This is a genomic window from Chelativorans salis (assembly GCF_025336525.1).
Lineage (GTDB): Bacteria > Pseudomonadota > Alphaproteobacteria > Rhizobiales > Rhizobiaceae > Chelativorans > Chelativorans salis.
On the sequence record NZ_JAOCZP010000003.1, the window covers coordinates 130,508 to 155,076 of the forward strand.

At 63.1% G+C, this 24,569-nt stretch carries 27 protein-coding genes; 14 read left to right on the top strand and 13 right to left on the bottom strand.

Annotated elements, in window-relative coordinates; all coding sequences use genetic code 11:
* Nucleotides 1-111 precede the first annotated feature (111 nt).
* From moaA to N5A92_RS10855, 9 genes are all read left to right on the top strand, one after another.
* Complete coding sequence (gene moaA, locus N5A92_RS10815; RefSeq protein WP_260902569.1) at nt 112-1,119, top strand: GTP 3',8-cyclase MoaA; 1,008 nt, start codon at nt 112-114, stop codon at nt 1,117-1,119.
* 85 nt (nt 1,120-1,204) lie between these two features.
* A complete protein-coding gene (locus N5A92_RS10820; protein WP_260902570.1) occupies nt 1,205-2,125 on the top strand; it encodes a DMT family transporter in 921 nt (306 codons plus the stop codon).
* Nucleotides 2,126-2,193: 68 nt separating this feature from the next.
* Nucleotides 2,194-3,402 carry a multidrug effflux MFS transporter gene (locus tag N5A92_RS10825; RefSeq protein ID WP_260902571.1) on the top strand — a complete coding sequence of 403 codons (1,209 nt, stop codon included), beginning with the start codon at nt 2,194-2,196 and terminating at the stop codon, nt 3,400-3,402.
* Between the two features lie 15 nt (nt 3,403-3,417).
* Entirely contained in the window at nt 3,418-3,924 is a 507-nt protein-coding gene (mobB, locus tag N5A92_RS10830; protein WP_260902572.1) for a molybdopterin-guanine dinucleotide biosynthesis protein B, read from the top strand.
* Nucleotides 3,925-4,052: 128 nt separating this feature from the next.
* Nucleotides 4,053-4,811, top strand: a complete 759-nt coding sequence (locus N5A92_RS10835; RefSeq protein WP_260902573.1) for an ABC transporter substrate-binding protein — start codon at nt 4,053-4,055, stop codon at nt 4,809-4,811.
* Between the two features lie 99 nt (nt 4,812-4,910).
* Nucleotides 4,911-5,621: an ABC transporter permease gene (locus N5A92_RS10840; RefSeq protein ID WP_260902574.1), complete on the top strand. Its 711-nt coding sequence runs from the start codon at nt 4,911-4,913 to the stop codon at nt 5,619-5,621.
* On the top strand, nt 5,618-6,478 hold the full coding sequence (locus N5A92_RS10845; RefSeq protein ID WP_260902575.1) for an ABC transporter permease: 861 nt from the start codon (nt 5,618-5,620) through the stop codon (nt 6,476-6,478). Before N5A92_RS10840 ends, N5A92_RS10845 begins: the two co-directional genes overlap by 4 nt.
* 50 nt (nt 6,479-6,528) lie before the next feature.
* On the top strand, nt 6,529-7,398 hold the full coding sequence (locus tag N5A92_RS10850; RefSeq protein WP_260902576.1) for an NAD(P)-dependent oxidoreductase: 870 nt from the start codon (nt 6,529-6,531) through the stop codon (nt 7,396-7,398).
* Nucleotides 7,399-8,245: 847 nt separating this feature from the next.
* Nucleotides 8,246-8,800 (top strand): DUF3299 domain-containing protein, encoded by a 555-nt coding sequence (locus tag N5A92_RS10855; protein WP_260902577.1) that lies wholly within the window; start codon nt 8,246-8,248, stop codon nt 8,798-8,800.
* An 8-nt stretch (nt 8,801-8,808) separates the two neighbouring features.
* Here N5A92_RS10855 and N5A92_RS10860 read toward each other — a convergent pair whose 3' ends face one another.
* The 4 genes from N5A92_RS10860 to N5A92_RS10875 form a co-directional block, all read right to left on the bottom strand.
* The gene (locus N5A92_RS10860) at nt 8,809-9,300 is read right to left on the bottom strand and encodes an Lrp/AsnC family transcriptional regulator (protein ID WP_159587918.1); all 492 of its coding nucleotides are present in this window, start codon (nt 9,298-9,300) and stop codon (nt 8,809-8,811) included.
* Between the two features lie 111 nt (nt 9,301-9,411).
* Nucleotides 9,412-10,026, bottom strand: coding sequence for a uracil-DNA glycosylase family protein (locus N5A92_RS10865; protein WP_260902579.1), 615 nt, complete (start codon nt 10,024-10,026; stop codon nt 9,412-9,414).
* A gap of 35 nt (nt 10,027-10,061) precedes the next feature.
* Entirely contained in the window at nt 10,062-10,673 is a 612-nt protein-coding gene (locus N5A92_RS10870; RefSeq protein ID WP_260902580.1) for a glutathione S-transferase, read from the bottom strand.
* Nucleotides 10,674-10,697: 24 nt separating this feature from the next.
* Nucleotides 10,698-11,312 carry a thermonuclease family protein gene (locus N5A92_RS10875; RefSeq protein ID WP_260902581.1) on the bottom strand — a complete coding sequence of 205 codons (615 nt, stop codon included), beginning with the start codon at nt 11,310-11,312 and terminating at the stop codon, nt 10,698-10,700.
* Nucleotides 11,313-11,379: 67 nt separating this feature from the next.
* Here N5A92_RS10875 and N5A92_RS10880 point away from each other — a divergent pair, with 67 nt between their 5' ends.
* Entirely contained in the window at nt 11,380-12,906 is a 1,527-nt protein-coding gene (locus N5A92_RS10880) for a sensor histidine kinase (RefSeq protein ID WP_260902582.1), read from the top strand.
* A 6-nt stretch (nt 12,907-12,912) separates the two neighbouring features.
* Here the strand turns inward: N5A92_RS10880 and N5A92_RS10885 are convergent, their stop codons facing one another.
* Entirely contained in the window at nt 12,913-13,890 is a 978-nt protein-coding gene (locus N5A92_RS10885) for a nicotinate-nucleotide--dimethylbenzimidazole phosphoribosyltransferase (protein ID WP_260902583.1), read from the bottom strand.
* Nucleotides 13,891-14,024: 134 nt separating this feature from the next.
* Here N5A92_RS10885 and N5A92_RS10890 point away from each other — a divergent pair, with 134 nt between their 5' ends.
* Together N5A92_RS10890 and N5A92_RS10895 are read left to right on the top strand one after the other, a co-directional pair.
* On the top strand, nt 14,025-14,252 hold the full coding sequence (locus N5A92_RS10890; protein WP_260903567.1) for a DUF1289 domain-containing protein: 228 nt from the start codon (nt 14,025-14,027) through the stop codon (nt 14,250-14,252).
* Between the two features lie 5 nt (nt 14,253-14,257).
* Nucleotides 14,258-14,956: a TIGR02281 family clan AA aspartic protease gene (locus tag N5A92_RS10895; protein WP_260902584.1), complete on the top strand. Its 699-nt coding sequence runs from the start codon at nt 14,258-14,260 to the stop codon at nt 14,954-14,956.
* A 92-nt stretch (nt 14,957-15,048) separates the two neighbouring features.
* On the opposite strand, the gene N5A92_RS10900 is transcribed toward N5A92_RS10895, so the two are convergent.
* Nucleotides 15,049-15,870 (bottom strand): sulfite exporter TauE/SafE family protein, encoded by an 822-nt coding sequence (locus N5A92_RS10900; RefSeq protein WP_260902585.1) that lies wholly within the window; start codon nt 15,868-15,870, stop codon nt 15,049-15,051.
* A gap of 93 nt (nt 15,871-15,963) precedes the next feature.
* Complete coding sequence (gene dusA / locus N5A92_RS10905; protein ID WP_260902586.1) at nt 15,964-16,968, bottom strand: tRNA dihydrouridine(20/20a) synthase DusA; 1,005 nt, start codon at nt 16,966-16,968, stop codon at nt 15,964-15,966.
* Nucleotides 16,969-17,463: 495 nt separating this feature from the next.
* On the opposite strand from dusA, the gene N5A92_RS10910 reads away from it, so the two are divergent.
* Nucleotides 17,464-17,997 (top strand): hypothetical protein, encoded by a 534-nt coding sequence (locus tag N5A92_RS10910; RefSeq protein WP_260902587.1) that lies wholly within the window; start codon nt 17,464-17,466, stop codon nt 17,995-17,997.
* Between the two features lie 183 nt (nt 17,998-18,180).
* Here N5A92_RS10910 and N5A92_RS10915 read toward each other — a convergent pair whose 3' ends face one another.
* The 3 genes from N5A92_RS10915 to N5A92_RS10925 are packed head-to-tail and all read right to left on the bottom strand — an operon-like array spanning nt 18,181 to nt 20,351.
* Complete coding sequence (locus tag N5A92_RS10915; protein WP_260902589.1) at nt 18,181-18,435, bottom strand: hypothetical protein; 255 nt, start codon at nt 18,433-18,435, stop codon at nt 18,181-18,183.
* A 57-nt stretch (nt 18,436-18,492) separates the two neighbouring features.
* Nucleotides 18,493-19,812, bottom strand: coding sequence for a Na+/H+ antiporter NhaA (gene nhaA, locus N5A92_RS10920; RefSeq protein ID WP_260902590.1), 1,320 nt, complete (start codon nt 19,810-19,812; stop codon nt 18,493-18,495).
* A complete protein-coding gene (locus N5A92_RS10925; RefSeq protein WP_260902591.1) occupies nt 19,809-20,351 on the bottom strand; it encodes a putative zinc-binding metallopeptidase in 543 nt (180 codons plus the stop codon). The genes nhaA and N5A92_RS10925 overlap by 4 nt, the downstream gene beginning before the upstream one ends.
* Before the next feature lie 261 nt (nt 20,352-20,612).
* Between N5A92_RS10925 and N5A92_RS10930 the strand changes: the two genes are divergently transcribed.
* Nucleotides 20,613-22,472, top strand: coding sequence for an SLC13 family permease (locus N5A92_RS10930; RefSeq protein ID WP_260902592.1), 1,860 nt, complete (start codon nt 20,613-20,615; stop codon nt 22,470-22,472).
* Between the two features lie 176 nt (nt 22,473-22,648).
* Here N5A92_RS10930 and N5A92_RS10935 read toward each other — a convergent pair whose 3' ends face one another.
* From N5A92_RS10935 to N5A92_RS10945, 3 genes are all read right to left on the bottom strand, one after another.
* The gene (locus N5A92_RS10935) at nt 22,649-23,677 is read right to left on the bottom strand and encodes a fatty acid desaturase (protein WP_260902593.1); all 1,029 of its coding nucleotides are present in this window, start codon (nt 23,675-23,677) and stop codon (nt 22,649-22,651) included.
* The gene (locus N5A92_RS10940; protein ID WP_260902594.1) at nt 23,674-23,919 is read right to left on the bottom strand and encodes a hypothetical protein; all 246 of its coding nucleotides are present in this window, start codon (nt 23,917-23,919) and stop codon (nt 23,674-23,676) included. The genes N5A92_RS10935 and N5A92_RS10940 overlap by 4 nt, the downstream gene beginning before the upstream one ends.
* A 118-nt stretch (nt 23,920-24,037) precedes the next feature.
* The gene (locus N5A92_RS10945) at nt 24,038-24,247 is read right to left on the bottom strand and encodes a cold-shock protein (protein ID WP_260902595.1); all 210 of its coding nucleotides are present in this window, start codon (nt 24,245-24,247) and stop codon (nt 24,038-24,040) included.
* Nucleotides 24,248-24,569 lie beyond the last annotated feature (322 nt).

Consider the following 24,569-nt stretch of genomic DNA (forward strand, 5'->3'; position numbering starts at 1 on the left):
AAAACACCCGCATTGCCGGAAACCGACGCGGGATGCTAGGTTAATCGGGATGGCTTGAAACTGCTGCTATCGTGGCCACATCAGAGACAGGCAAACAGGCGACAAAACCGCATGAACCATGCTGGCGACATGATCGACCCCTTCGGCCGCGCGATCACCTATCTGCGCGTATCGGTGACGGACCGCTGCGACTTTCGTTGTGTCTACTGCATGGCCGAGGACATGCATTTCCTGCCCAAAAGGGACCTTCTGAGCCTCGAAGAGCTGGAGCGGTTGTGCGCCGTCTTCATCGAAAAGGGCGTGCGCCGCCTGCGGCTTACCGGCGGCGAGCCGCTGGTGCGCAAGAACATCATGTACCTGGTGCGCCAGCTTTCGCGGCACCTGGAAACGGGCGCGCTGGACGAACTGACGCTGACCACCAACGGCTCTCAGCTTGCCCGCTTCGCCACCGAGCTTGCCGATTGTGGCGTCAAGCGCATCAACGTCTCGCTCGACACGCTCGACCCTGAAAAGTTCCGCGCCATCACCCGCTGGGGCGTGTTCGACAAGGTGATGCACGGCATCGAGGCGGCGCAAACTGCGGGGCTGAAGATCAAGATCAACACCGTCGCGCTCAAGGGCTTCAACGAGGACGAGATCCCGGAAATGCTGCGCTGGGCGCACGGCCGCGGCATGGATATGACCGTGATCGAGACCATGCCCATGGGCGAGATCGACGCCGACCGCACGGACCAGTATCTGCCCCTGTCGGAATTGCGCGCGCGGCTTGAGCAGCGGTTCACACTGACCGACATTCCCTACAAGACCGGCGGCCCCGCCCGCTATGTCGAGGTGACGGAGACCGGCGGCCGGCTCGGCTTCATCACACCGCTGACGCACAATTTCTGCGAAAGCTGCAACCGCGTACGGCTCACCTGCACGGGCACGCTCTATATGTGTCTCGGTCAGGAGGATGCAGCCGACCTGCGTGCGCCGCTGCGCTCTTCGGAAGGCAATGAACTCGTCTCCAACGCCATCGACGAGGCGATCGGCCGCAAGCCCAAGGGCCACGATTTCGTCATCGACCGCACGACGAAACGCCCCGCCGTCTCCCGCCATATGAGCGTCACCGGCGGCTGACATCATCTTTTCCGAAGCTGGCCCGATTGCGTTGCCGACGCCGGGATCGTAAGGCAAGCTTACGAAATCCAACTTTGGAGCCGAGGTGGCCTTTTCCCCCATTTTGCGTGGTCCGCTTTTCATGTCGATCGCCATGGCCGGCTTCACGATCAACGATGCGCTGGTGAAACTCGTATCCGTATCCATGAATATGGGCCAAGCGATGCTTTTGCGCGGCATTTTCGCCACCGCGCTTCTCGTTCTTCTGATGTTCCGCAACGGCACGTTCGGACAGCCCGCCCTGCTTAAGCAGAAAAGCGTGGTGATCCGTGTCGTGTGCGAGGTCGGCGCCACGATCACTTTTCTCCTGGCGCTCTTCAACCTGCCGATCGCCAATGTGCACGCCGTCCTCCAGGCGCTGCCGCTCGGCGTGACGATGGGTGCTGCGCTGGTCTTCTCCGAGCCCGTCGGCTGGCGCCGCTGGAGCGCGATCTTCGCCGGCTTCCTCGGCGTGCTCATTATCGTGCGCCCCGGCTTCGCGGGCTTCAGTATGTGGTCGCTCCTGGCGGTTGCGACAGTGGGCTTCTGCATCGTGCGTGATCTGGCGACGCGGCGCATTCCGGCCAACACGCCGACGGCGCTCGTCTCCGCCGCCACCTCTTTCGCCGTCATGGCCTGCGGCGGCATTCTCGTCCTGCCGCTCGGCGGCTGGGCGCCGCTCACCCTATCGTCCACGGCGAGCCTCTTTGCTGCCGCCGTCGCGCTCGTCGTTGCCTACCAGTTCATCATCACGGCCTTGCGCACGGGCGACATCTCTTTCCTGGCGCCGTTCCGCTATACAGGGCTTTTGTGGGCGATTGCGCTCGGCTTCTTCGTCTTCGGCGACGTGCCCGACGGCATGATGCTTCTGGGTGCTGCAATCGTGGTGGCGTCGGGCCTCTACGCGCTCTACCGCGAGCAGGTCGTGGGTCGGAGGAAGCTGATCGCCGAGAGCACCGGGCCCGGCATGGCACCCGAGGGAACATGAGGTGAAGAAGGAGCGCTGGGCGGCGACCGCCGGCGCGCAGTGACATTGCCGAAGAAGTGATTGCAGAGATGACAACCGTGCGACCGTTCGACAGCACCACACCGCCCCATATCCTGACGCTCGTCACGGCGGCGGGCACGGCAGCGATCGCGATGAACCTCTTCCTGCCATCGCTGCCCGGCATGGCCACCTATTTCCAGGCGGACTACGGCATCGTCCAGCTTGCCGTATCGCTCTACCTGGCAGCCACCGCTATCTTGCAATTGGGCATCGGCCCGGCCTCGGACCGTTTCGGCCGCCGCCCGGTGATGCTGTTCTCCTTCGCCGTTTTCATCCTCAGCACGTTCGCGGCCATATATGCGCCCACCATCGAATTGTTGCTGCTGTGCCGCCTCTTCCAGGCCTTCGCCGCCGCCGGCATGGTGCTGGCGCGCGCCATCGTGCGCGATACGGTCGGCACCGACGAGGCGGCCAGCCGCATCGGCTACATCACCATGGGCATGACGGTGGCGCCGATGGTCGGGCCGGTCATCGGTGGCATCCTCGATGAGCTTTACGGCTGGCAAGCCACCTTCCAGCTCATGCTCGCCTGCGGCATCGTGGCCTTCATCGTCGTCTATCTCGACCTCGGTGAGACCAACACCCACCGCTCCGCCAGCATGACGGGTCAGATCAGGACCTATCCCGAGCTCTTCCGCTCGCGCCGCTTCTGGGGCTATTCGTCCGCCGCCGCCTTCACCTCCGGCGCCTTCTTCGCCTTTCTCGGCGGCGGGCCCTTCGTGGCGACAAGGCTTCTCGGCCTGTCGCCCTCCTCCTACGGCCTGTATTTCGCCGTCATCACAGTCGGCTATGCGCTCGGCAACTTCCTGTCCGGGCGCTATTCGCGCGCCATCGGCGTCAACCGCATGATGCTCACCGGAAATCTCATCGCCGTCGCCGGCACGGCTCTTTCCATCCTTCTCTTCTGGCTCGGCTATTTTCATCCGCTATCGCTCTTCGGCCCCACCTTCTTCGTCGGCATGGGCAACGGCATCTCGCTGCCCAGCGCCAATGCCGGCGTCGTCAGCGTGCGGCCACATCTGGCGGGTTCGGCCTCGGGGCTCGGCGGAGCCTTACAGATCGGCGGCGGGGCGGCTCTCTCCGTGTTGGCCGGCGCTTTCCTGACGATGCAGTCCGGCCCCTACCCGCTGCTCTTCGTCATGTTCCTTTCTTCCCTTTGCGCGGTCGTCTCCACTTTCTATGTCATCTATGTCGCCCGCCAGGCCGGCGAATTGTGACATAATGTGTGCGATATGACAGAGCGCGTCTTCGGCATCACCGGCTGGAAGAATTCCGGCAAGACGACACTGACCGTGCGGCTTACCGCCGCCTTGGCCGAACGCGGGCTGAAGGTCGCCACGGTGAAGCACGCGCATCACAGCTTCGAGGTCGACCAGCCAGGCACCGATTCCTTCCGCCACCGCGAGGCCGGCGCGACGGAAACCGCCATCGTCTCCGGCCGTCGCTGGGCGCTCATGCATGAGTTGCGCGGCGAGGACGAACCGTCGCTCACTGACATCCTCGACCGGCTTTCGCCCTCCGACGTGGTGTTGGTCGAGGGTTACAAGCGCGAACCGCATCCGAAGATAGAGTGCCGCCGCCTTGATGCCCTTGACCGGACGCCGCTTGCCGGCGCGGTGCCGGGGGTCGTCGCCGTCGCCAGCGACAGCCCAGAAGAGGGAGTAAGCCTACCGCTTTTCGCCCTCGACGACATCGAAGGAATCGCCGACTTCATCGTCCGGCATCTCGGCATTATCTAGGAATGAATCCCTGCCGATTACACGGTTTTGTCGCTTGCAATTTTATTGCAAAGGATGGGAGTATCGGCCCAAGCCCTGTTCTTTACAAAGGAAAATACGGGGCAAGAACGCGACAGAGAGGAACACTTATGCGTATCACAAGGCATATTGCACTTGGTCTTTCGGCAGCCGCACTGGCGCTGACGATCGGCGGAGCCACGGCACAGGAGAAGCTCCGGATCGGCACCGAAGGCGCCTATCCGCCCTTCAATAATCTCACCGCCAGCGGCGAGCTCGAAGGCTTCGACATCGACATCGCGCGTGCGCTGTGCGAGGAGATGGGTGCCGAGTGCGAGTTCGTCACCCAGGATTGGGACGGCATCATCCCGGCGCTGCAGGCCGGCAAGTTCGACGCCATCATTGCCTCGATGTCGATCACGCCGGAGCGCGACGAGCAGGTCGATTTCACCAAGCCCTACTACACGAACTCGCTGGTGTTCGTGGCGCCGAAGGAGGCCGAGTTCGACCCGAGCAACGTCGAGGGCAAGGCTGTCGGCGTACAGTCCGGCACCATCGCCGCCGAATTTGTCGAAGAGAACTATCCGAATGCCGAGCTCAGGGCCTATCCCTCGCAGATCGAGGCCTGGGCGGATCTGAGCAATGGGCGTGTCGAGGCCGTGCTCGCCGATTTCGGCGTCCAGTACGAATGGGTCAACAGCGAGGACGGTTCCTGCTGCGAATTCAAGGGCGAGACGGTCAGCAGTGATGACGTGATCGGCATCGCCGTCCGCGAGGGCGAGACGGAGCTCGTCGAGAGGTTCAACGCGGCGATCGACGCCATCCGCAAGAACGGGACCTACGCGGAAATCAACGAGAAGTACTTCCCGTTCGACATCTACGGCGAGTAAGCGCGCCGGCTGGATGCGGGACCGTCTCCCGCATCCAGCTTCGCACCGCAGCGCCGTTCCGGCCTCTATTGAGCCGCCGTCCGGACGCAGGTTGAGGTCGTGGACTATACCGCGCTACTCAGTTTCGGCCCTGAAGGCTGGGGAGACGACATCGCTTCCGGCGTTGCGGTGACGGTGAGCCTTGCGCTGGCAACCCTGCCGCTCGGCCTTGCGCTGGGCTTCGTCGTGGCGCTCGGAAAACGCTCCGCCGAGCCGACATTGCGCCTGTCGGCCAACATTTTCACCACGATCTTTCGCGGCCTGCCCGAGCTTCTGACGCTGTTCCTGGTCTATTACGGCGCACAGATCGCCATTCAGCAGGTCGTAAAGGCGGCAGGTGGGGAGACCTATATCGAGATCAACGCCTTCGCGGCCGGCATGGTGGCCCTCGGCGCGGTGTTCTCCGCCTATGCCAGCGAGGTATTCGCGGCGGCCTTCAACGCCATTCCGCACGGCCAGTACGAGGGCGCCCATGCGCTCGGCCTGTCGCGCCGGCGCACCATGCGGCTCGTGATCCTGCCGCAGCTCATCCGCATCGCCCTGCCCGGCCTTTCCAATCTTTGGCTGATCCTCCTCAAGGAAACCGCGCTCGTCTCCATCATCGGCCTTTCCGACATTCTGCGCCAGACCGGCATCGCCTCCCGCACCACGGGCGAAGCCTTTCTCTTCTATGGGACGGCATGCCTGCTCTACCTCGTTCTCGCGCTCATCTCTTCGGTGGCGCTTTCGGCCGTGGAACGGCGGGTTTCCGCTAGCGGGGCTGCGCGATGAGCGAGCCTCCTTCCGCCATCGGCGCTCCTGGCCTGCCGGCGCGCGGCGGAGCCGAGGTGCTGCCGCCTCCCCCGCCTGCAAGAGGCCTGACCCGGGCACGCGTGACGGGCATCGTCCTGCTCGGGGTGTGGGCGCTCGTCGGCATCGGCACCGTGCTCTTCCTTCTCGCTTCCTGGAATGTCGAGCTCTTCACCCGCTATGCTCCGCGCTATCTGTCCGGTCTGCTGGTGACGGTCGAGCTCGTCGCCATCTCGGTGCTGGCGGGCGCGGTGCTGTCCGTGCCCATCGCCCTCGGCCGCCGCTCGAAAAGCCGCATCATCGGGGTCCTCGCCTATACCTACGTCTATTTCTTCCGCGGCACGCCGCTGCTCGCGCAAACCTTCCTCGTCTATTACGGCCTCGGCTCCCTCCGGCCGGAGTTGGAGTCGGTCGGCCTGTGGTGGTTCTTCCGCGAGGCCTGGTACTGCGCCATCTTCACCTTCTCGCTCAACACCGCCGCCTATCAGGCGGAAATCCTGCGCGGCGCCATCGAAAGCGTCGGCCGCGGCCAATGGGAGGCGGCGTCAGCACTCGGCCTCTCGCGCCTGCAGACCGTCTACAAGATCATCATTCCCCAGGCCGCCCTCGTGGCGCTGCGCCCCTACGGCAACGAGATCATCCTGATGATCAAGGGCTCGGCCATCGTCGCCATCATCACCGTCTACGATCTGATGGGCGAGACGCGGCGGGCCTATTCACGCACCTTCGACTTCCAGACCTATATCTGGGCAGCACTGATCTATCTGGGCATAGTGGAAATGCTGCGCATGACGATCGACCGCATCGAGCGGCGGTTGACACGGCATCTTCGCCGGTAAACCCTGAGACTATCCAATACCACCCCGGAACAAGCGGAGGAACGAGCCGAATGGCGAATGTTGCATTCATCGGACTTGGTGTGATGGGCTATCCCATGGCCGCGCATCTGAAGGAGCGCGGAGGCCACGAGGTGACCGTCTACAACCGCACGATTGCCAAGGCGGAGAAATGGGTGGCCGAACATGGCGGGGCTATGGCCCAGACGCCGGCCGAGGCCGCCCGCGACAAGGACTTTGTCTTCTCCTGCGTCGGCAACGACGACGACCTGCGCGCCGTCGCGCTGGGCGGGGACGGCGCCTTCCAGGCCATGAAGGCAGGCGCCATCTTCATCGACAACACGACGGCCTCGGCTCTCGTTGCGCGCGAGCTGGCGGCGGAAGCGGAAAGCCGCGGTTTCGGCTTCATCGACGCGCCGGTCTCCGGCGGCCAGGCCGGCGCGGAAAACGGCGTTCTGACGGTGATGTGCGGCGGCGAGCAAGGCACCTTCGACAAGGCCAAGCCGGTGATCGACGCCTATGCGCGCATGGTCGGGCTGATGGGGCCCGCGGGTGCCGGGCAGCTCACCAAGATGGTCAACCAGATCTGCATCGCCGGCCTCGTGCAGGGGCTGTCTGAAGGCATTCACTTCGGCAAGAAGGCCGGCCTCGACATCGAGAAGGTGATCGAGGTGATCTCCAAGGGGGCGGCCGGCTCCTGGCAGATGGAGAACCGCTACAAGACCATGAACGCCGGCGAATACGGCTTCGGCTTCGCCGTCGATTGGATGCGCAAGGACCTGGGCATCTGTCTTGCCGAGGCCAACGACAACGGCGCCAAGCTGCCGGTGACGGCGCTGGTCGACCAGTTCTACAAGGAAGTGCAGGAGATGGGCGGCAAACGCTGGGATACCTCCTCGCTGCTGGCGCGGCTGGAGAAGTAGGCATTGGGAGGGTTCGCGCTTTGCTCCCTTGGCCGGGATGACGCATGTTTGGAGGAACTCCACAGCCCTTCCGGCCAAAGGCGCGGCTACTGGACAAGCGGGGGATAAATTTCGACCCGATTACCCGCCAACCCATTGATCTCCTAGAATCTGCAAACTTTTTTCGCACGAAAATACGCCCCCTGCCCAGGCCGCCCCTATCATGGTCCCGTCCCTCCCGCGGGAACGCGGATCGCGACGGCGGTCTCGTGGGGAGGGGTCGGCGCCTCCGGCGGGCCGCTAACGTGGCGGCCGGCCCGGGGAGGCTCCGCCCAAGGGTTCCCCTGCCGCCACTACGGGCGGCGCGTGCCGGACGGTGCACTTTAAAGGGGAGCGGAGGAATGACGGGCAACGTGGCAGCCCCGAGCGGGTCGAAGGGCCACCCCCGTCGCGGAAGGCAAAAACCTTCCACAATCCACTCCCTGGAAGCGGAACGGGCGGAGACGGAAATCGCCGGACGGGCGGCCGAGAGGTCGCTGAAAAAAATTTAGACTGGCGACATTTTGGCCGCCCGTCTTCCCACCACCTCAAGGGAGCCTTCCCGAAGGTGGGTTCTTTGAAATGGCCAGACGCGAGCAGCGGGCGTGGCAATGATGGCGCACGCCTGTCCTCACCCTGAGCTTGTCGAAGGGGGAGCCTGTCGAAGGATCGAAGGATGAGCTTGCCGAAGCATCGAAGAACCGAAGGAAAAGCCCCGATCACCACAGATCCGCGCCAGCGCCCAACCATCTTCAGAACGGCCTTGCCTTGACCAGTCGAAGCGCCCAGAGTTTATTTTCTCGGTGGCTCACTGAAAGCGGCGGTGACAATGCGGGTCGGGGTTCTTTTCACGGTTGCGGTGGGCAGTCTTCTCCTGCCCGCAACCACTGCTGCGGAAAGCCTGAAGATCGGCTGGCGGGACCTGCTCCCCGAGGGCCATGCGCCTCTCGCCCCGCAAAAAATCCGCCCCACGCCCTCCGCAAAGCCCCGGGAGATCGCCCTTTCCACCGCACTCGACGGCAAGACGGTGGAGCTTTCCGGCTATCTCCTTCCCGCCGACCGGGAGGGCGAGCTGGTCTACGCCTTCATGCTGGTGCAACGGAGCGGCGCCTGCAGCCATATGGTCCAGCCGCCGCCGTCCCAGGTGGTTCGTGTCGTGCCCGAGGAGCCGTACCGGCTCAGCATGAACTACGAGCCTGTCTCGGTGACCGGCACTCTGACGGCGGGCCTGGAGAAGACCCAGCTTTTCATCCTCGACGGCGTGGCCGTGATCGAATCCGGCTACCGTATGAGCATGGCTCAGGTGGCCAATGCGGACTTCGTAGAGGAATCCCGCCCGCCGACCCCGTGGAGCTTTCTTGGGAACCGCGAGCAGGGCAAATAAGCAGGCGCTCACGCCGCCGCGTGCGCAGCCTCCTTATCGAGCACCAGATAATCGAGCGGCAGCTCGGTCGTGTACTTGATCTGCTCCATGGCGAAGGAGGAGGAGACGTCGCGGATCTCGATCTTGGAGATGAGCTTTTTGTAGAAGGCGTCATAGGCGGCGATATCGGGCACCACGACGCGCAGGAGATAATCGACCTCGCCGCTCATGCGGTAGAACTCGACCACCTCCGGAAACTCCTTGATGACCTCGGCAAAGCGGCGCAGCCACTCGTGGCTGTGGGCGTTGGTGCGGATCGACACGAAGACCGTGACGCGGGCGTTGACCTTGACCGGGTCGAGGATGGCCACCCGGCGGCGGATGACGCCCTCTTCCTCCAGCTTCTGGATGCGCCGCCAGCACGGCGTCGTCGACAGGCCCACCTTCTTGGCGATGTCGGCCACGGCAAGGGTGGAGTTCTCCTGCAGGAGGCGCAGGATCTTGCGGTCGAGACGGTCCATGATGGAATCTCCAAGTGGAAATTTTTTCCAATCGTGGGGGAATCTGCGGGCGGATTCAAGAAAAATTTTCTCAACCTTGATTGCAATCCCCTTCACAAAGAAGGGATACGGTCACGTCTTCGCCTTCACTTCCTCCTTAAGAACAGGCAGCAACTCCTGCTCAAACCACGGATTTTTCTTCAGCCAAGCGGTATTGCGCCAGGACGGATGTGGCAGCGGCAGGAGGCGTGGATGCTCCCAAGCGGCGAAAATCGTCTTCCAATCGCCCACCGTCTCCGTCACGCCCTTGCGGTGTAGGTCGCCCAGATGCCACGCCTGTGCATACTGGCCGATGGCCAGGACCAATTCGATCTGCGGCATGGTGGCCATCAGGCGGGCGCGCCAGGCCGGCGCGCATTCGCGGCGCGGCGACAGGTCGCTGCCTTTCGCGTCGTAGCCGGGAAAGCAGAAGCCCATGGGTGCAATGGCGAAGCGCTGCGGGTCGTAGAACTCTTCCCGGTTCACACCCAGCCAGTCGCGCAGGCGGTCGCCGGAGCGGTCGTCGAAGGGCAGGCCGGAGGCATGCACGCGCGTCCCCGGCGCCTGGCCGGCGATCAGAATGCGGGCGGTGCGCGAGCCGGTCACTACCGGGCGTGGCTCGTGGGGCAACGGCGTGCCGTGGGGGCTCTCCCGGCACAGCCGGCAGGCGCGAATCTCCTGCAACAGGGCTTGCAGCGTATCGGTCATGAGGATGCCGTTCCGAGGCCGCCCTTAGGCGGCCGCTATGCCGCCGCGCTGGGCCTCGCGGCGACGTCGTCGTACCAGCGTCTCAGGTGGTGGAGGTCCGCCGGCATTTCAATGCGGGCCGGCTTCATGAACTGGATGGCGACGAGGCCGGTGATGTCGGCGACAGAGAACTCGTCGCCGGCAATAAAAGGACGGGTCGCCAACTCGCCGTCGAGGAAACGCATGAACTCGACCGCCTTGGGTTTGTTCGCTTCACCCCATTCGGGCACCTGCGGAACCTCCCACTCTTTCATCGCCGGATGCAGGTGGCGGAAAGCCGCAGCGACGCTCATGAAAAGACCAAGCTCGACGCGGCGCTGCCACATCTCTACCAGAGCCCGGCCGAGCGCATCTTTTCCGAAAAGTGCCGGCTCGGGATGCAACTCCTCGAAGTAGCGGCAGATGGCGACGGATTCGGTCAGCACCGTACCGTCGTCGAGCTCGAGCACGGGCAGGCGCCTCAGCGGGTTGAGGCGGGCAACGGTCTCGTCACGATGCTCCATGGCGCCCATGTCCACCGGCACCAGCGGCACCTCGATGCTCTTCTCGGCCAGGAATATCCGCACCCGCCGCGGGTTGGGCGCCCTGCCCCCGTCGAAAAGCCTCATCGCTGCTTCCTCCTTCACACAGATTCACGCGACATCCTGCCCCCAGAGGAGCTGCCGCAGAAAGTTCAGGGCCTGGCCGATCCAGTCGTGCGGCACCTCGTCGATGCTCCGCCGGTCGGCACGCCAGTCGTGCGGCGTCCGAAAGGTGCCGGCCCACAAGCCCCGGCCGGCGCCGCGCGCCTCCGCCTCGGCTCCGCGATAGTCACCGTAGGAGATCGCCCAGCCCAATTCCACCATCGCCTGGCCGAGATCGCGTCCGCCTGCCGCGCAGCGCGCCAGAAGTCGGCCGTAGCGGTCGCGCTCCCAGCCTTCGCAGCTGACGGCCAGACCGTCGGTCAGCTCCGCCAGCGCCTGCCGCGCGCGCCGCCCGCAGGGATAGGCACGGCCGTCGCGGCTGCATTCCTGGGACAGTTCCGGCGCATCGATACCGCGCAAGCGGACAGGCTCGCCGGCGAGCCACAGGCTATCGCCGTCGGAAAGCGTCACGGCACCGGCCACCTGCCGTGTCGCCACCCGGTCGAGCCGTGCTGCCGTGAGCGTTAGGAGAGCCAGGACCGCCAGCGCGAGCGCCCAATCCCCATAGCGGCGCGCACGGCTTGTCCGCCCCCAGCCGCGTCTACGGCGTCGCCATACACTCATGCGTTGAAGGGTCTCTTAATCATTCGGACATAGGTTTGGTTCGTAAACGGCGGGAACGAAGCACGCGATGGCGCGCGACAGAAGCTATACGGTGGACAAGTTCATTGTCGACCGCAGAAAGCCACACCGCAACAGCGATGTGGCTCGCGCTGTACGTCGCACGCGCGAGCGCCTGTCGCAAACGGTAGGCAATCCCGCCTTCGACCGCGAAATGCTGAAAATTCACGCAGCGGCGATCATCAGCTGCACGCCGGCGGTGCTTCTTCTCGTCTTCGTCGTCGGGCTGATGGGTTTTGCCGCGGGCATGGAGCGCGAGATATTCATTTGGATTCTCGTCACGGCCGCCGGCTATGCCGCGCTTTATCTTTTTGCACGGCGGGTGGACGCGCTGCCCCTGGCCGAGATGGACGAGAAGGCCCTTGCCCGGCAGTTCCTGCTTCTACACTTCGCAAGCGGTATAAGCTGGGCTTATTTCGTTTCCCTCGAGTGCGCGGCGTGCGGGCTCGACCACATCCCCGTCGTCATGGCCATCATTCTCCTGATGACGATCGCCGCCACCGCCCTCGTCGCCGCCTCCCTACGCGGTGCTCTGCTTTCGACCTTTGCCCTGCCCGTGGCGTTCTACGCGGTGCTCTATGTACGAATGCCGCTTGATGTAGAGCCGATCATGGCGGCGCTTCTGATCCTCTCCCTGCCCTTCTTTTCCTACGTCGCCCATCTGCGGAACCGGGCCTCGGTGCAGCTCTTGTCCTTCCGCAGCGAGAAGGATGCGCTGATTGCCGAACTGGAGACCGCCAAGGCCATGTCAGACGAGGCGCGCCGGCGCGCCGAAGAAGCCAACTTGGCAAAGTCCCGCTTCCTCGCCTCCATGAGCCACGAACTGCGCACGCCGCTCAACGCCATTCTCGGTTTCTCGGAGGTGATGGCCAAGGAAGTGTTGGGGCGGATCGAAAACGACACCTACCGCGAATATGCAAAGGACGTGCACGAATCAGGCCAGCACCTACTCGATCTCATCAACGAAATTCTCGATCTTTCGCGCATCGAGGCAGGTCGCTATCAGTTGAACGAGGAGCCGCTGGAGCTCGTAGATGTGGTGCAGGAATGCTGCCGCATGATGGAGCTGAGAGCGCGCGCCAAGGACATTCGAATTGAACAGCAGGCCGAGCCGACATTGCCGCTGCTTCTGGCGGATGAGCGCGCAGTGCGCCAGATCACCCTTAATCTCCTGTCCAATGCCGTCAAGTTCACCCCTTCTGGCGGCGAAATCCGTGTGCGGGTCGGCTGGACGGCGGGCGGCGGGCAGTATGTGGCCGTGCGGGACAACGGACCGGGCATTCCCGAGGACGAACTGCCGGTGGTGCTGGCAGCCTTCGGCCAAGGTTCCATCGCCATCAAGAGCGCCGAGCAAGGCACCGGCCTTGGCCTGCCCATCGTGCAGGGCCTGGCGAAGCTGCATGGCGGCATGCTGGAATTGAAGTCAACGCTGCGCAAGGGAACGGAGGCGATCGTTGCCTTCCCGCCGGGACGCGTGATGGAGGAATTGCCGGCCATCCCCACACTGCAGGCGATGCGCAAGCGCGCGAGCGCCTGATACACGTCATCCCGTGCGCGCCTTTACCTCCGCCATGCCGGCGCCGAGTTCCCCCGCCGCCTTCACCAGCCCCGCGGCGAGCACGGCACCGATGCCGTCATGCCCATTGGTGCCGAGGTCCAGGAGCGGCCGCAGGCCGCTTCTTTCCGCCGCCTTGCGGTGCTGCTCGCTTCGCGTGTCTGCAAGCAGGCAATGGTCGAGCGCAGTCGGATTGAGCGTATGGAGCACGGCCGCTGCGGCCGTTGCCGCAAGCCCATCGAGGATGACCGCCACCTTCTGCGTGCGCGCCGCCAGGATGGCACCGGCAAGCGCGGCGATCTCGCGCCCACCGAGCCGGCGCACCACCTCTAGTGGATCTCCGAGATGCCCCTCATGGGTGCGCAGCGCCTTGCCAAGTAGCACCGCAGCCTCCTCCCCCGCCTCCGTCCATTCCTCCGCTCCGCCCTTCTGAAGCGCGCTCAGTACGGCCATGGCCGAAAGATCGGCAGCGCCGCCCACCGCACCCAGGCATAGGAGATCGGCGCCGAGGGCCACCGCCTCCATTCCGAAAGCCATAGTGGCGGCTGCCGCGCGCTCGTCGAGCGCGGGCGCCTCGGTGATATCGCCCACCGGCAGGTCGAGCGCGAGATCGAAGACGTTGAGACCGAGATCCCCGGCCGCGCAGAGGTGGCTGACGGGAGCAGCACCAGAGGCGATGGCCTCCACCCTGCCCCGCGCCTCCGCCACCGGGTCGCCGGTGCCCAGATGGCGCGCGATACCGTGAGAGGCAGCGAAGAGCGCAACTGCTGGCCTCGCCACCCGTGCCGGCGCACGGCCCGTCACCGCGGCCAACCACGCCGCCAGCGTCTCCAGCCGGCCGAGCGCGCGCTCCCCGCCCTCTCCCGACAAATGCCCGCGCACATACCCTGCCGCCGCCTCGTTCAGGCCGGGCAATTGGCTGGCAAGGTTGCGGATGTCGTCGAAGGGAAGTCCGCTTGTCGTCATAGTCGCTTTCTCCTGCAGTCGGCCGTGGCATAGAGCGCAGGGCGGTCGCTGGCAATGGCGGTCCGGGACAGGCTTGCGTTCGCCGCCGGACACCCCCATGTGGAACCAACGACAGGAAGGCGGTGATGGACGCAATCGAATCCCCCTGTATTCTCGTCTGCTCGGTCGACGAGGCGACCGGCTATTGCTTCGGCTGCGGGCGGACGCGCGCCGAGATCGGCGCTTGGCTTTCCATGACGCCGGCCGAGCGGCGCGCGGTCATGCAGGCATTGCCGGCGCGGCTGGACACTATTGAGCGTAAGCCTCGGCGCGAGACGCGGCGGGCACGGTTGGCGCGTGAGCGCGCCGGAAAGGCGGGATAGGTCGTATGCGGCTCTTCTGGATCATCATCGCCGTCATGGCCGCAGGCCTCGTTCTGCTTATCGCCAACCACGAGAACGGCCAGGTCTTCGGCATCGAAAACAACGCCTTTGCCTCGGTGCTCTATCTCGGGCTTTGGGTGGCCGTCCTCACCGTCGGCATCGTCGGCTCTGGGATGCGCTTTTCCGCCGTGGCGCGCGATCTCGCCTACTGGCTTCTTATTCTTTTGGTCCTGACGACGGGTTACCAGTACCGCTACGAGCTGCAGGACGTGGCAAGCCGACTGACAGCAGGCCTCGTCCCCGGCAGCCCGATGACGGTCGCCGGTTCCGAAGGGCATGCAGTGATGCTGGACAAGTCTTCCAACGGCCATTTCGAGGTGCGCATGCAGGTGAACGGCACCACCGTTCGGGCGCTGGTCGATACCGGCGCCTCGGCAACGGTGCTGACGGCGGCGGACGCCGAGCGGGTCGGCATCGCGGCGGAAGATCTTCATTTCACCACTCCCGTCATGACGGCCAATGGCCGCGCACTTGCCGCAAGCGCCAGCCTGGATGAGCTACGCATCGGCCCCATCGAACGCTCGAACATGCCGGTTCTGGTGGCTGAGCCAGGCCGGCTGGAACAGAGCCTGCTCGGCATGCAGTTTCTGAGCAGCCTGTCTGGCTTCGAAATGCGCGGCGACCGCCTGATCCTGCGCGACTAGATCGGATCATCGTTCCGATCTAACCCATTGTTTTGTCGCAGTCGCAATTCCGGACGGAAAACCGGTTTCCACTTTTCCTGGAATTGCTCCAGCTAAAGAAGGCTCCAGGCGAAGCGGGCCGACACGAACAGTGCGAAGAGACCGAACGCGATCTCGAGGTGCCGCTTGTTGAGGGCGTGGGCAATGCGCACGCCGAGCGGGGCAACGAGGAGCGTGACGGGGATGACGAGTATAACGGCGATCCAGTTGACATAGCCGGTCGAGGCAACAGGCAATTGCGGCAGGCCCCAACCGGCCCAGATGTAACCCAGGAAGCCGGGAACAGAGATCAGAACACCGACGCCTGAGGAGGTGGCCACCGCCTGGTGTATGGGCCGGCCGAAGAGCGTCATGAACGTGTTGTTGAGAATGCCGCCGCCAATGCCCATCAACGTCGACAGATAGCCGATGAAAAAGCCGACGAGCGAGCGTACGGGATTGCCGGGAATGGTATCGCCGATACGCCAGCCCCGTCGGTTGAACAGGAGCTTGAGGCCGACCAGGAACAGGATCACGGCAAAGACGGCGCGCAAGCCCGCGCTGGAGATGAAGGCGGCTGTCAGCGAGGCGGCAACAACGCCAGCCGGCACAGCAACGACAAAGCTGCGCAACAGCTTCATGTCCACCGCACCGCGCAGGACATGAGCGCGGCAGGAGCGCAGCGACGTGGGCACGATGATGGCGAGCGAGGAGCCGACGGAGAGGTGCATGCGCACAAGGTCGTCGACGCCTAAGAGCCCGAACACCTGATAGAAGACAGGCACGAGGATGGCGCCGCCGCCAATGCCGAAAATGCCGGCCATAAGTCCCGCCACCGCGCCGGAAGCCGTAACGGCCAGCGCAAAGGCCGCAACTTCACCAGCCGGCAATTCCATCCCGCCCTCGCTCCTGTTGCCTGCGCCGGACCGTTGTGGAGGCACTGGCTAGCCCGTGCGACGGGGGAAAGTAAATTGCCGAGGACGGCGCCTTTACGCCGCCTCGGCGGGTGCGGAGCAGTCGACTGCGGCGAAGGCTTTCAGAAGCACCTCGGGACCGGCATCGGCCTTAGTGGCGTCGGTGGAAAGGATCTGCCGATAACGCCGAGCCCCCGGCAGCCCGTGGAACAGGCCCACCATGTGGCGCGTGACGTGGGCCAGACGGCCGCCTGTGGCGATGTGGCGCGCGGCATGGGCCGCCATCGCCTCGACGACTGACGCAAGGTCGACCGGTTCTTCCGCCTCGCCATAAATACGGCCATCGACGGCGGCGAGGATGGCAGGCGTATGATAGGCGGCGCGACCAACCATCGCCCCGTCGGCCCGCTCCATGTGCGCCACCGCTTCATCAAGTGACTGAATACCACCGTTCACACCGATGAATTCCTTCAGATATTTTTCCTTCAGCCGATAGACGCGGTCATAATCGAGCGGCGGGATATCGCGGTTCTCGCGCGGGCTCAGGCCTTCGAGCCAGGCCTTGCGCGCATGCACCCAAAGCGCGTCGGCGCCGGCCGCGAAAACATGCTCCGCCAGCCGGTCGAGCGCTTCTTCCGGATCCTGATCGTCGACGCCTATGCGGCACTTTACAGTGATCGGCACGGATACCCTGCCCTTCATCGCCGCCACGCATTCGCCCACCAATTCCGGCACCTTCATGAGGCAGGCGCCGAAGGTGCCCGATTGCACCCGGTCTGACGGGCAACCGACATTGAGATTGATTTCGTCGTAGCCGAAATCGGCGCCGATGAGCGCCGCCTCCGCCAGCTTCCCCGGCTCGCTGCCGCCAAGCTGCAAGGCTACTGGATGTTCCGCGGCGTCAAAGCCGATCAGCCGGTCGCGATCGCCATGGATCACCGCGTCGGCGACAACCATCTCGGTATAAAGCAGCGCCCGCCGCGTAAGCTGGCGGTGGAAGAAACGGCAATGACGATCCGTCCAGTCCATCATCGGCGCGATGGCCAATCGCGGCCCCGAGCAACTCACTTCCGCGCGCATATCGTCCTTATCTCACTTCTTCCCGGGTGCAGGGTTCAGGTGACCATGCTAGAAATAGCAGTCACCCCCCTCCCCCGCCAGTCTGTTGATACCAACGTGATCCAAGCGAACAAGAAGCTTATCAGAACCGGTCCGGCTATCGCCCCGAAGCGGCAGTACGGACGCCTTCTTTCAGGACCGCTTTGCGCCATATCTACCAGGAAGTGCGGACCACATTCGTCTTTGCGCTCAAGGCCGACGGTAGGCTGCCTGGCTCGCCGGCGCTTTGCGCCTCATGCACGATCCCGCTTCGCGGGATGGTAACCGCGCGTGTATCCCCACCGGCCTGGCCGGGTTTGAAGCCGCCCGTGCGAGTGGACGCAACCCGGACGTGAGCCTGAATCACTTTGCAGTGAATGCAGAAAGAGCGTACGGTGAAGAGTTGGCGGCTTCTTACACGGGCGCCGTCGATTGAGGGTGGCCGTCGCGCCCTGGCCCTGACCAAAGGAGGACATCATGTCTTCCACCCATCTTACTTCCGACGACCTGATGATGATTGAATGCCTGCTCGCCGAGGTCCGGGCAGCCGGGCCTGAAGGCAGGTTCGACATCGAGACCGCACAAGCACGTCTACTCATCTATGCATTTGCGGACGGAATCTCGGTCGAGGCTGACTTGCGCAGCCTTTTGGCCAAGCACACTGCATTAAATAGCAGTCTTGACTGTTCGTCTCGCCGGTGGAGGGCTGAAGGAGTCGCACCCAATCACAGGCAAGAGCACATGCTCCCGTCGCCCGAAGAGGAATTCAACGCGGCCAAGACCATCCATCCGATGACCGCCGCACCTCATGATGGCAAGCCACTGGTTGGCCGAAACGCCGCTGGCGAGACTGCAATGATCTCCTGGATGCCTGACCGCGGCGCGGCAAACAGCGGGTGTTGGGTGCGTCTGGATGACGGCAAGCATTTCGAGGCAGTCCACTGGGTGCAAACGACATGGACTGCGATCGAGGTGCTGGAACATTCGAGCGTGTCGGGATCCTCAAGATGATCCCGATTCACCTCGACGAGCGCGCGCTCGAGGCTGGACTGGCAGCCTACCGACAGCCGTGGGTTCCTACGCTCCGCACAGATTAGACTTGCGCATCGCAAATTCCGAACAATTGGCCGACGGAGTGCGGGGTTTGCATAAGGGCATATCTCGCCACCTTCCGACGGCCACCTGATCGACCAGCTAAGACGACATGCCGACGCGGAAATCCACAACCCACTCCGCTATGTCGTCGGTACCGATCATCTCATGCGCCGGGCGGCTGATCGGATTTCGATGCTTGAGGCGGAACTTGCTGATATGAGCGCGACCGCTGGCGGTCGCCCGCTTGACCCGGATGATATCGAAGAACGCGAAATCCGCAAAAGGATTGAAAAACTCGCCCGCCGCCGAACGCTCGGTAAAGCTGGCTTCGCAAAGAGCCGTAGTCAGCCCCACTGATGACTACGTGCAGGAGGGGCGGTCACGAGCGGATGCTTACGCGAACTGGCCGCATCAGGTCGCTCGTTCCCGCGAGGTCAACCAGACCAGCATCGCAACGCCCGCCACGGCTGAAAAGACGGAACCGGCAAGAATACCAAGCTTAGCGGCATCGAGTATTGTTGGGGCAAATGCAAGGCCGGCGATGAACAGCGACATGGTGAAGCCGATACCGGTCAGGAAGGCGCCGGCTGCCAGGAAGGACCAGCTTAGACCGGATGCGCGGGCAGCTAGGCCGAAACGCACGGCGAGCCAGCTGAAACCGAAGACGCCAATCGGCTTACCCAGAACCAGACCTGCAAAAATCGCCAGAGAGACCGGTTGGCTGATATCCGCGACAGTGATTGCCACTCCAGCATTGGCCAGGGCGAAAATCGGCATGACCGCAAACCCAACCCAAGGGTGTAGCATCGTTTCCAGCCGCTCCACCGGGGAAAGCGATTCCGTGACCGCCCTGCTCGCCTGTCGGAGGTCGCGGCGGTTCGCGGTGTCGCCGCTCCAACGCTCGCCTCCCCGATAGGCGAGTACACGCCCGAGGATCGCACGCAGACGCTGGTCGCTTACCCATACGCGCGTCGGCGTCATCAAGCCGAGAACAACACCGGCGATCGTCGCATGGACGCCGGATGCGTCGAAGCACAGCCATATTATGCCTCCCAGCAGAAAATAGACAGGAACGCTTCTGACCCCGAGACCGGCAACAGCTGCGACTGCGCCAAGCCCAAGCATGCCGAGGCCGAGCGCGAGCCAATTCAACGCTTCACCGTAGCCGACAGCCACCACCAGTATCGCCCCGACATCGTCGAAAATCGCCAGAGACAACAGAAACAGGCGCAGAGCTGGCGGGATACGGGAGCCGAACAGCGCGAGACAACCGATCACGAACGCCGTGTCGGTGGCCATGACGGTCCCCCATCCGTGCATTCCCGGTTGGCCGCCCATCAACGCTAAATAGACGGCCACCGGAACGATCATGCCACCCAGGGCGGCTGCGAAAGGAAGCGCTGCCGTTCGTAGATTCCGCAATTCACCGAGGACAATCTCTCGCTTGAGCTCCAGGGAAATCACGAAGAAGAAGAACGTCATCAGCCCGTCGTTGATCCAGTGCCGCAATGAACGGCTGAAATCCAGCGAACCAAAATGAAGGCCGATCGGCGTTTCCCACAACGCGAGGAACTGCGCTGACCATGGTGAGTTTGCCAGGAGCAACGCGATAAGCACTGCAAGGAGCAGCAGTCCTCCTGCTGCCGCCTCGATCTTCAGAAATCGCGCGAACGGCTTGGTAACGCGGTCGGCTATCGCATGCGGCAGGTCCGTGCTGCTTCGATCGGTCATGACAGTTCTTCACTCGCCCCGTTCCCGGGGATCAACCCATGGACGAAGCGCAGCTTTCCCATAACCGCCGGCGTCAGCACGAAGGGGTAGAGGTCGGGCTGTCCCATGCTGTGGTTGAGACTGTTGACCGCATAGGTCAAAGGTAACCATGCCGCTATCAGCGCGTTGACGGCACACTGCTCACAGGGGTCGAAGTCGACATCCATGTCGGTTGCGGGATGCCGACTCACTGGAGGATGGACGCGGAGGCCGAATGCAGCCGCGGTCTCCAAAGTATCCACAATGTGCAGATAATGCGCCCAGGTCTCGGCGAAGTCCTCCCAGGGATGGGACCCGGCATAGCTGCTGACGTAACGTTCCTTCCAATCGGGCAGCGGGCCGTTCGCATAGTGCGCGGCCAAGGCCGCGGAATAGTCGCGGCGCTCATCGCCGAACATCTCCCGGAAGGCTTCGTGCCAAACCCCGTTCCGGACAAGGCGCTCCCACCAGGTGCCGATCACCTCGGGAAGAGGTGGTGCCGATTTCTGAGACAGGGGCATAAGGTGGATCGCATTTCTCGGGTTTCCATGTCCTGCTCTTCGTTAGCCTGATCTTGGCTCCCGCCAGGACCACATTGGCGTTCGGTCAAGCATAACAGCCAACCACATGTCGGTCAGTCCTTATCGCCTTGGGCGACAAGTTCTGTAGAGGGGTAGCAGGCGCTCGAAAGACGTCCGATATAACGAGTTTGATCGACCGCACCTCGCAACAGAAGATGGTGTCGACTAGACGCCTATCGACGCAATCAGACAGGGCGGAGCATGACCGAAGCGCTTGGAGGTACATTTCACATATGGGCGACGTATGTGCTGGTGGTGGTCGCGATTGCGGGCTTCGCGTGGGAGCGTATCCAAGTGGAAGTCGTTTCCCTCTTGGTGTTGGTGGCACTGCTCCTGCTGTTCGAGCTTTTCCCCCTCGCCGATGCCGATGGGGAAAACCCTCTGGACTCGCGTCGCCTTTTGGCCGGTTTCGCGAATCCGGCCCTGATCGCGGTGCTGGCGCTCCTTGTCCTGGGCAATGGTTTGTGGCGCTCCGGCGCCCTGGACTGGGCGCTCAGGCGGTTTCTCCAGCGCGTCGGCAAACGTCGCCATCTCGCGTTCGGCATCTGCTTCGCCACGGTGTTCGTCGCCAGCCCCTTTGTCAATAATACGCCCGTAGTGGTGATCTTCATTCCTATCCTCGAAACTATCGTGAGAAACTTCTCGATGCCCCCGAGCAGGGTGATGATTCCGCTGTCGTTCACGGCCATCCTCGCCGGCATGACGACACTGATCGGGTCATCGACCAACCTGCTGGTATCCGGAGCCCTGAGCCAGTTGGGTGAAGAGCCGCTAGGTTTCTTCGATTTCACCGTTCCCGGCCTCGTGCTGGCGAGCGTCGGTTTGACCTACGTTGTGCTTGTCGTACCGCGCCTGCTACGCCCGCGACATTCTCCGATGCAACGTCACCTTACGGGCAAGAATCGCCGCTTCATCACTCAATTAACTGTGGGGAAAGAATCGAAGCTGATCGGAAAGATTGCGCGTTTTGACCTCCTTGGCATCCGAGGATCCCGTCTCCTCCTCGTGCAGCGCGGCGAGTATGGCCATGTGTCCCCGTTCGGGAACCTGAAGCTGCGCGAGGATGACGTTCTGGTTGTCATGGCGACGTATGACGCGCTAGCCGAAGCCCAGACCAAATTTCCGCGTCTCATGTTCAGCGCCTCGGGAACACAGGATCTCCCGGCGAACGAAGGGGAACGCGAAGCCAGGCTCTCGCGCGGCCAAATAGTTGCCGAAGTGATGATCACGCCAGGGTCCCGCCTTGCCGGCTACTCACTGGATGAAGTTGGTTTTCGAGCCCACTACAATTGTTTGGTACTCGGTGTCGAGCGACAGTCCCGGGTGATCCGGCGCCGTCTCACCGACACCGTGCTGCGAGAGGGTGACGTACTGGTGATACAGGGCGACCAAGAAGCGCTGGACCGGATGCGTGAGCATCGGGGCGTCGTCGTGCTCGACGGCACCACACAGCCACTGCCCGCCGCGAGAACCGCGAAGAAAGCCGGTGCCATCTTCGCCGGGACCGTGCTTGTCGCTGCGGTCGGCATCCTGCCAATTGCGGCGGCCGCGGTTGCTGGTGTCGCACTGATGTTGACTACCGGCGTTTTGACCCTGAACCAGGCAACATCCGCGCTGGACCGGAGGATTTTTCTAATGGTAGGCGCCTCGCTCGCGCTCGGCGCGGCCATGTTGGAAACGGGCGCCGCCGCGTATCTCGCGCAGGGCGTGATCGGGCTGGCCGGAGGCGCGGGTTCGGCGGTTGTTCTCTCGGCACTGTTCCTGCTGGTAGCCCTGCTGACCAACGTCTTGTCCAACAATGCCACAGCGATACTGTTCACGCCGATCGCGCTCGGCCTGGCAAGTGGGCTGGACAGCGACCCCATGCCGTTCGCGCTGGCTGTTCTGTTCGGCGCCAACTGTTCATTTGCAACGCCCGTCGCGTACCAGACCAATCTGCTCGTGATGGGCCCCGGCTACTATCGCTTCACGGATTTCCTTCGGACCGGCGGACCGCTGGTCGCATTGCTGTGGATCGCCTTCAGCCTGTTCGTACCCTGGTACTACGGTCTGCTGAATTAGCGACTGTCATCTTCTGTATCATTCTGAACAGTTGACGACATGTGAAATCGTCCAGGCGTGATCATAGTCCGCGCGACAAACGGAGCGGACTGTGGAACCGATGCGCCGATTAGAATACGGACCACGGTGGTTCGTCGCGCCGCCAGGAGACGTCCCTTCGCGCCGGACGCTGGAGATCAGGTGGCCACCTGAGCCTCTCGAAACGATACGAGACGCTTCGCTTTTTCGTCCCACAACACGAGTTTGGGGCAGCTGAGGCTCTGAAGAAGCGTGATGCGGCCGACGTGGTGCAGATCGGGGTGATCCCGCAGCACCTCGGGCAGACGGTAGAACGGCACCTTCGCAGCCAGATGGTGGACATGGTGGATTCCAATATTCCCCGTAATCCAGCGCAGCGGGAACGGAAGATCATAGTGCGAGCTACCGTGCAGCGCGGCATCCTGGAACTTCCAGTCCTCGCCGTCCGACCAATGCGTCTGCTCGAACTGGTGCTGGATGTAGAAAAGCCACACACCCGTGGTTGCAGCCATCAAGGTGATCGGCAACTGCACCATGAGAAAGGGGCCGATCCCCATCAGCCACATCAGACCGGCCACCGGAAGCGCCGCGCCGATGTTGGTGGCGATCGTCGACGTCCAGGGCTGGATACCGGCACGCATGAGGCCGAGCGGCAATCTGTACTGGCAGATGAACAGCCAGGCCGGACCGAGACCGAACATCACCGCAGGGTGGCGATAGAGCCGATAGCGAACGCGTCCCCACCGGGACAGCGCGCGATATTCCCTAACCGTAAGCGTATTGACGTCTCCGATCCCGCGCTTGTCTAGATTGCCCGCCGTGGCGTGATGGACCGCATGGGTGCGGCGCCAGTAGTCGTAAGGGGTGAGCGTGAAGACGCCGATCACGCGGCCCGTCCAATCGTTGACGCCGCGACTTGCGAAGAGGGCGCCGTGGCCGCAATCGTGCTGCAGGATGAAGAGGCGGACCAGAAAGCCGGCCGCAGGGACCGTCAGCAGGAGGCCCCACCAATAGCCATTCGCAACAGCCACCGCCGTCAACGTCCACAACGCGACAAAGGGAAACGCTGTTGTGGCTATCTCGACCGTACTGCGGATCGCGCTGGGTTTACGATACTGCGCGAGAACCGCAGTCCAGGAGCTGCCCTTCGGTTCCACGGCCGCACCGCCGTCAAGGTTGCTTTTCACGAGATTTCCAGGTTGCGTATGCGTCCGGCCGCCTTTTTGCCGCGACCTTTGGCCGGTGCAGGCTTCGGTTGCCGCGCTTCCATTTGCAGGCGGGCCTGCCGCAGCCTTTGGGTTTTGGCTTCGCGGCTGTCGGCTTCCGCCTGGATAATTGCGCGCGCTGTGCTGTCTGTCAGCTCCGCCTTGCTCCGCGGCGTCGTTGGAGCAGGCCGAAACAGATTGTCTTTGGTGATGGCTTCAGCCATGTCGTCGGTCTCCTTCCGACCGGGTTGAAAGCAAAAAGGCCGGGCAGAAGCCCGACCTCTCCTCTCGTCTCGACGATCCGTGCCAGTACATCCGTGGTCACGTTTCGAAGACGAACGCTTATGCAGCGTGCAGGTTGTCCGCGGCACTCTTGCCCGAACGGCTGTCCTTGACAACCTCGAAGTTCAGCTTCTGGCCTTCCACGATGGTGCGCATGCCGGCGCGTTCGACGGCGGAGATATGGACAAAAACATCCGAAGCGCCATCGTCAGGTTGGATGAAGCCGAAGCCTTTGGTCGCGTTGAAGAATTTTACGGTTCCGATGGTCATGACGATTTCCTTTCAATCGGCCGTTGTGAATGTGCTGGCCGCGCATGACGCGGCAAACGGTTAAGGTCGAATCTGAGAGGGAAGATCGTCAGAGCGCCTCTGGCGCATAACAAAGTTCATCAAACAAGATCGATCCATTTTTATATAGGCATGTCCGGCGTCCGAACAAGGCCGCAGCCAAGAAACTTGGTCTCCGATATCGCTGGACCGTCATAAGAAGAGCCTCGTTCTTGAACGAATAGTTTTTGGCACTCCTGTTATTCGATTGCCAAAGAGCCTATATAAAAGTGTGGCCCCATACACCCGGCCGCAGAAAGAACAC

What these genes read in the sequence shown, in the direction of transcription:
- N5A92_RS10870 (WP_260902580.1), bottom strand. Translation starts at nt 10,673, where the DNA reads ATGAGGCTTTTCGACGGGGGCAGGGCGCCCAACCCGCGGCGGGTGCGG.
- N5A92_RS10845 (WP_260902575.1), top strand. Translation starts at nt 5,618, where the DNA reads ATGAGCGAGCCTCCTTCCGCCATCGGCGCTCCTGGCCTGCCGGCGCGC.
- N5A92_RS10860 (WP_159587918.1), bottom strand. Translation starts at nt 9,300, where the DNA reads ATGGACCGTCTCGACCGCAAGATCCTGCGCCTCCTGCAGGAGAACTCC.
- N5A92_RS10900 (WP_260902585.1), bottom strand. Translation starts at nt 15,870, where the DNA reads ATGGAATTGCCGGCTGGTGAAGTTGCGGCCTTTGCGCTGGCCGTTACG.
- N5A92_RS10880 (WP_260902582.1), top strand. Translation starts at nt 11,380, where the DNA reads ATGGCGCGCGACAGAAGCTATACGGTGGACAAGTTCATTGTCGACCGC.
- N5A92_RS10940 (WP_260902594.1), bottom strand. Translation starts at nt 23,919, where the DNA reads ATGGCTGAAGCCATCACCAAAGACAATCTGTTTCGGCCTGCTCCAACG.
- nhaA (WP_260902590.1), bottom strand. Translation starts at nt 19,812, where the DNA reads ATGACCGATCGAAGCAGCACGGACCTGCCGCATGCGATAGCCGACCGC.
- moaA (WP_260902569.1), top strand. Translation starts at nt 112, where the DNA reads ATGAACCATGCTGGCGACATGATCGACCCCTTCGGCCGCGCGATCACC.
- N5A92_RS10925 (WP_260902591.1), bottom strand. Translation starts at nt 20,351, where the DNA reads ATGCCCCTGTCTCAGAAATCGGCACCACCTCTTCCCGAGGTGATCGGC.
- mobB (WP_260902572.1), top strand. Translation starts at nt 3,418, where the DNA reads ATGACAGAGCGCGTCTTCGGCATCACCGGCTGGAAGAATTCCGGCAAG.
- N5A92_RS10910 (WP_260902587.1), top strand. Translation starts at nt 17,464, where the DNA reads ATGTCTTCCACCCATCTTACTTCCGACGACCTGATGATGATTGAATGC.
- N5A92_RS10850 (WP_260902576.1), top strand. Translation starts at nt 6,529, where the DNA reads ATGGCGAATGTTGCATTCATCGGACTTGGTGTGATGGGCTATCCCATG.
- N5A92_RS10930 (WP_260902592.1), top strand. Translation starts at nt 20,613, where the DNA reads ATGACCGAAGCGCTTGGAGGTACATTTCACATATGGGCGACGTATGTG.
- N5A92_RS10865 (WP_260902579.1), bottom strand. Translation starts at nt 10,026, where the DNA reads ATGACCGATACGCTGCAAGCCCTGTTGCAGGAGATTCGCGCCTGCCGG.
- N5A92_RS10835 (WP_260902573.1), top strand. Translation starts at nt 4,053, where the DNA reads ATGCGTATCACAAGGCATATTGCACTTGGTCTTTCGGCAGCCGCACTG.
- N5A92_RS10825 (WP_260902571.1), top strand. Translation starts at nt 2,194, where the DNA reads ATGACAACCGTGCGACCGTTCGACAGCACCACACCGCCCCATATCCTG.
- N5A92_RS10945 (WP_260902595.1), bottom strand. Translation starts at nt 24,247, where the DNA reads ATGACCATCGGAACCGTAAAATTCTTCAACGCGACCAAAGGCTTCGGC.
- dusA (WP_260902586.1), bottom strand. Translation starts at nt 16,968, where the DNA reads ATGCGCGCGGAAGTGAGTTGCTCGGGGCCGCGATTGGCCATCGCGCCG.
- N5A92_RS10885 (WP_260902583.1), bottom strand. Translation starts at nt 13,890, where the DNA reads ATGACGACAAGCGGACTTCCCTTCGACGACATCCGCAACCTTGCCAGC.
- N5A92_RS10855 (WP_260902577.1), top strand. Translation starts at nt 8,246, where the DNA reads ATGCGGGTCGGGGTTCTTTTCACGGTTGCGGTGGGCAGTCTTCTCCTG.
- N5A92_RS10895 (WP_260902584.1), top strand. Translation starts at nt 14,258, where the DNA reads ATGCGGCTCTTCTGGATCATCATCGCCGTCATGGCCGCAGGCCTCGTT.
- N5A92_RS10875 (WP_260902581.1), bottom strand. Translation starts at nt 11,312, where the DNA reads ATGAGTGTATGGCGACGCCGTAGACGCGGCTGGGGGCGGACAAGCCGT.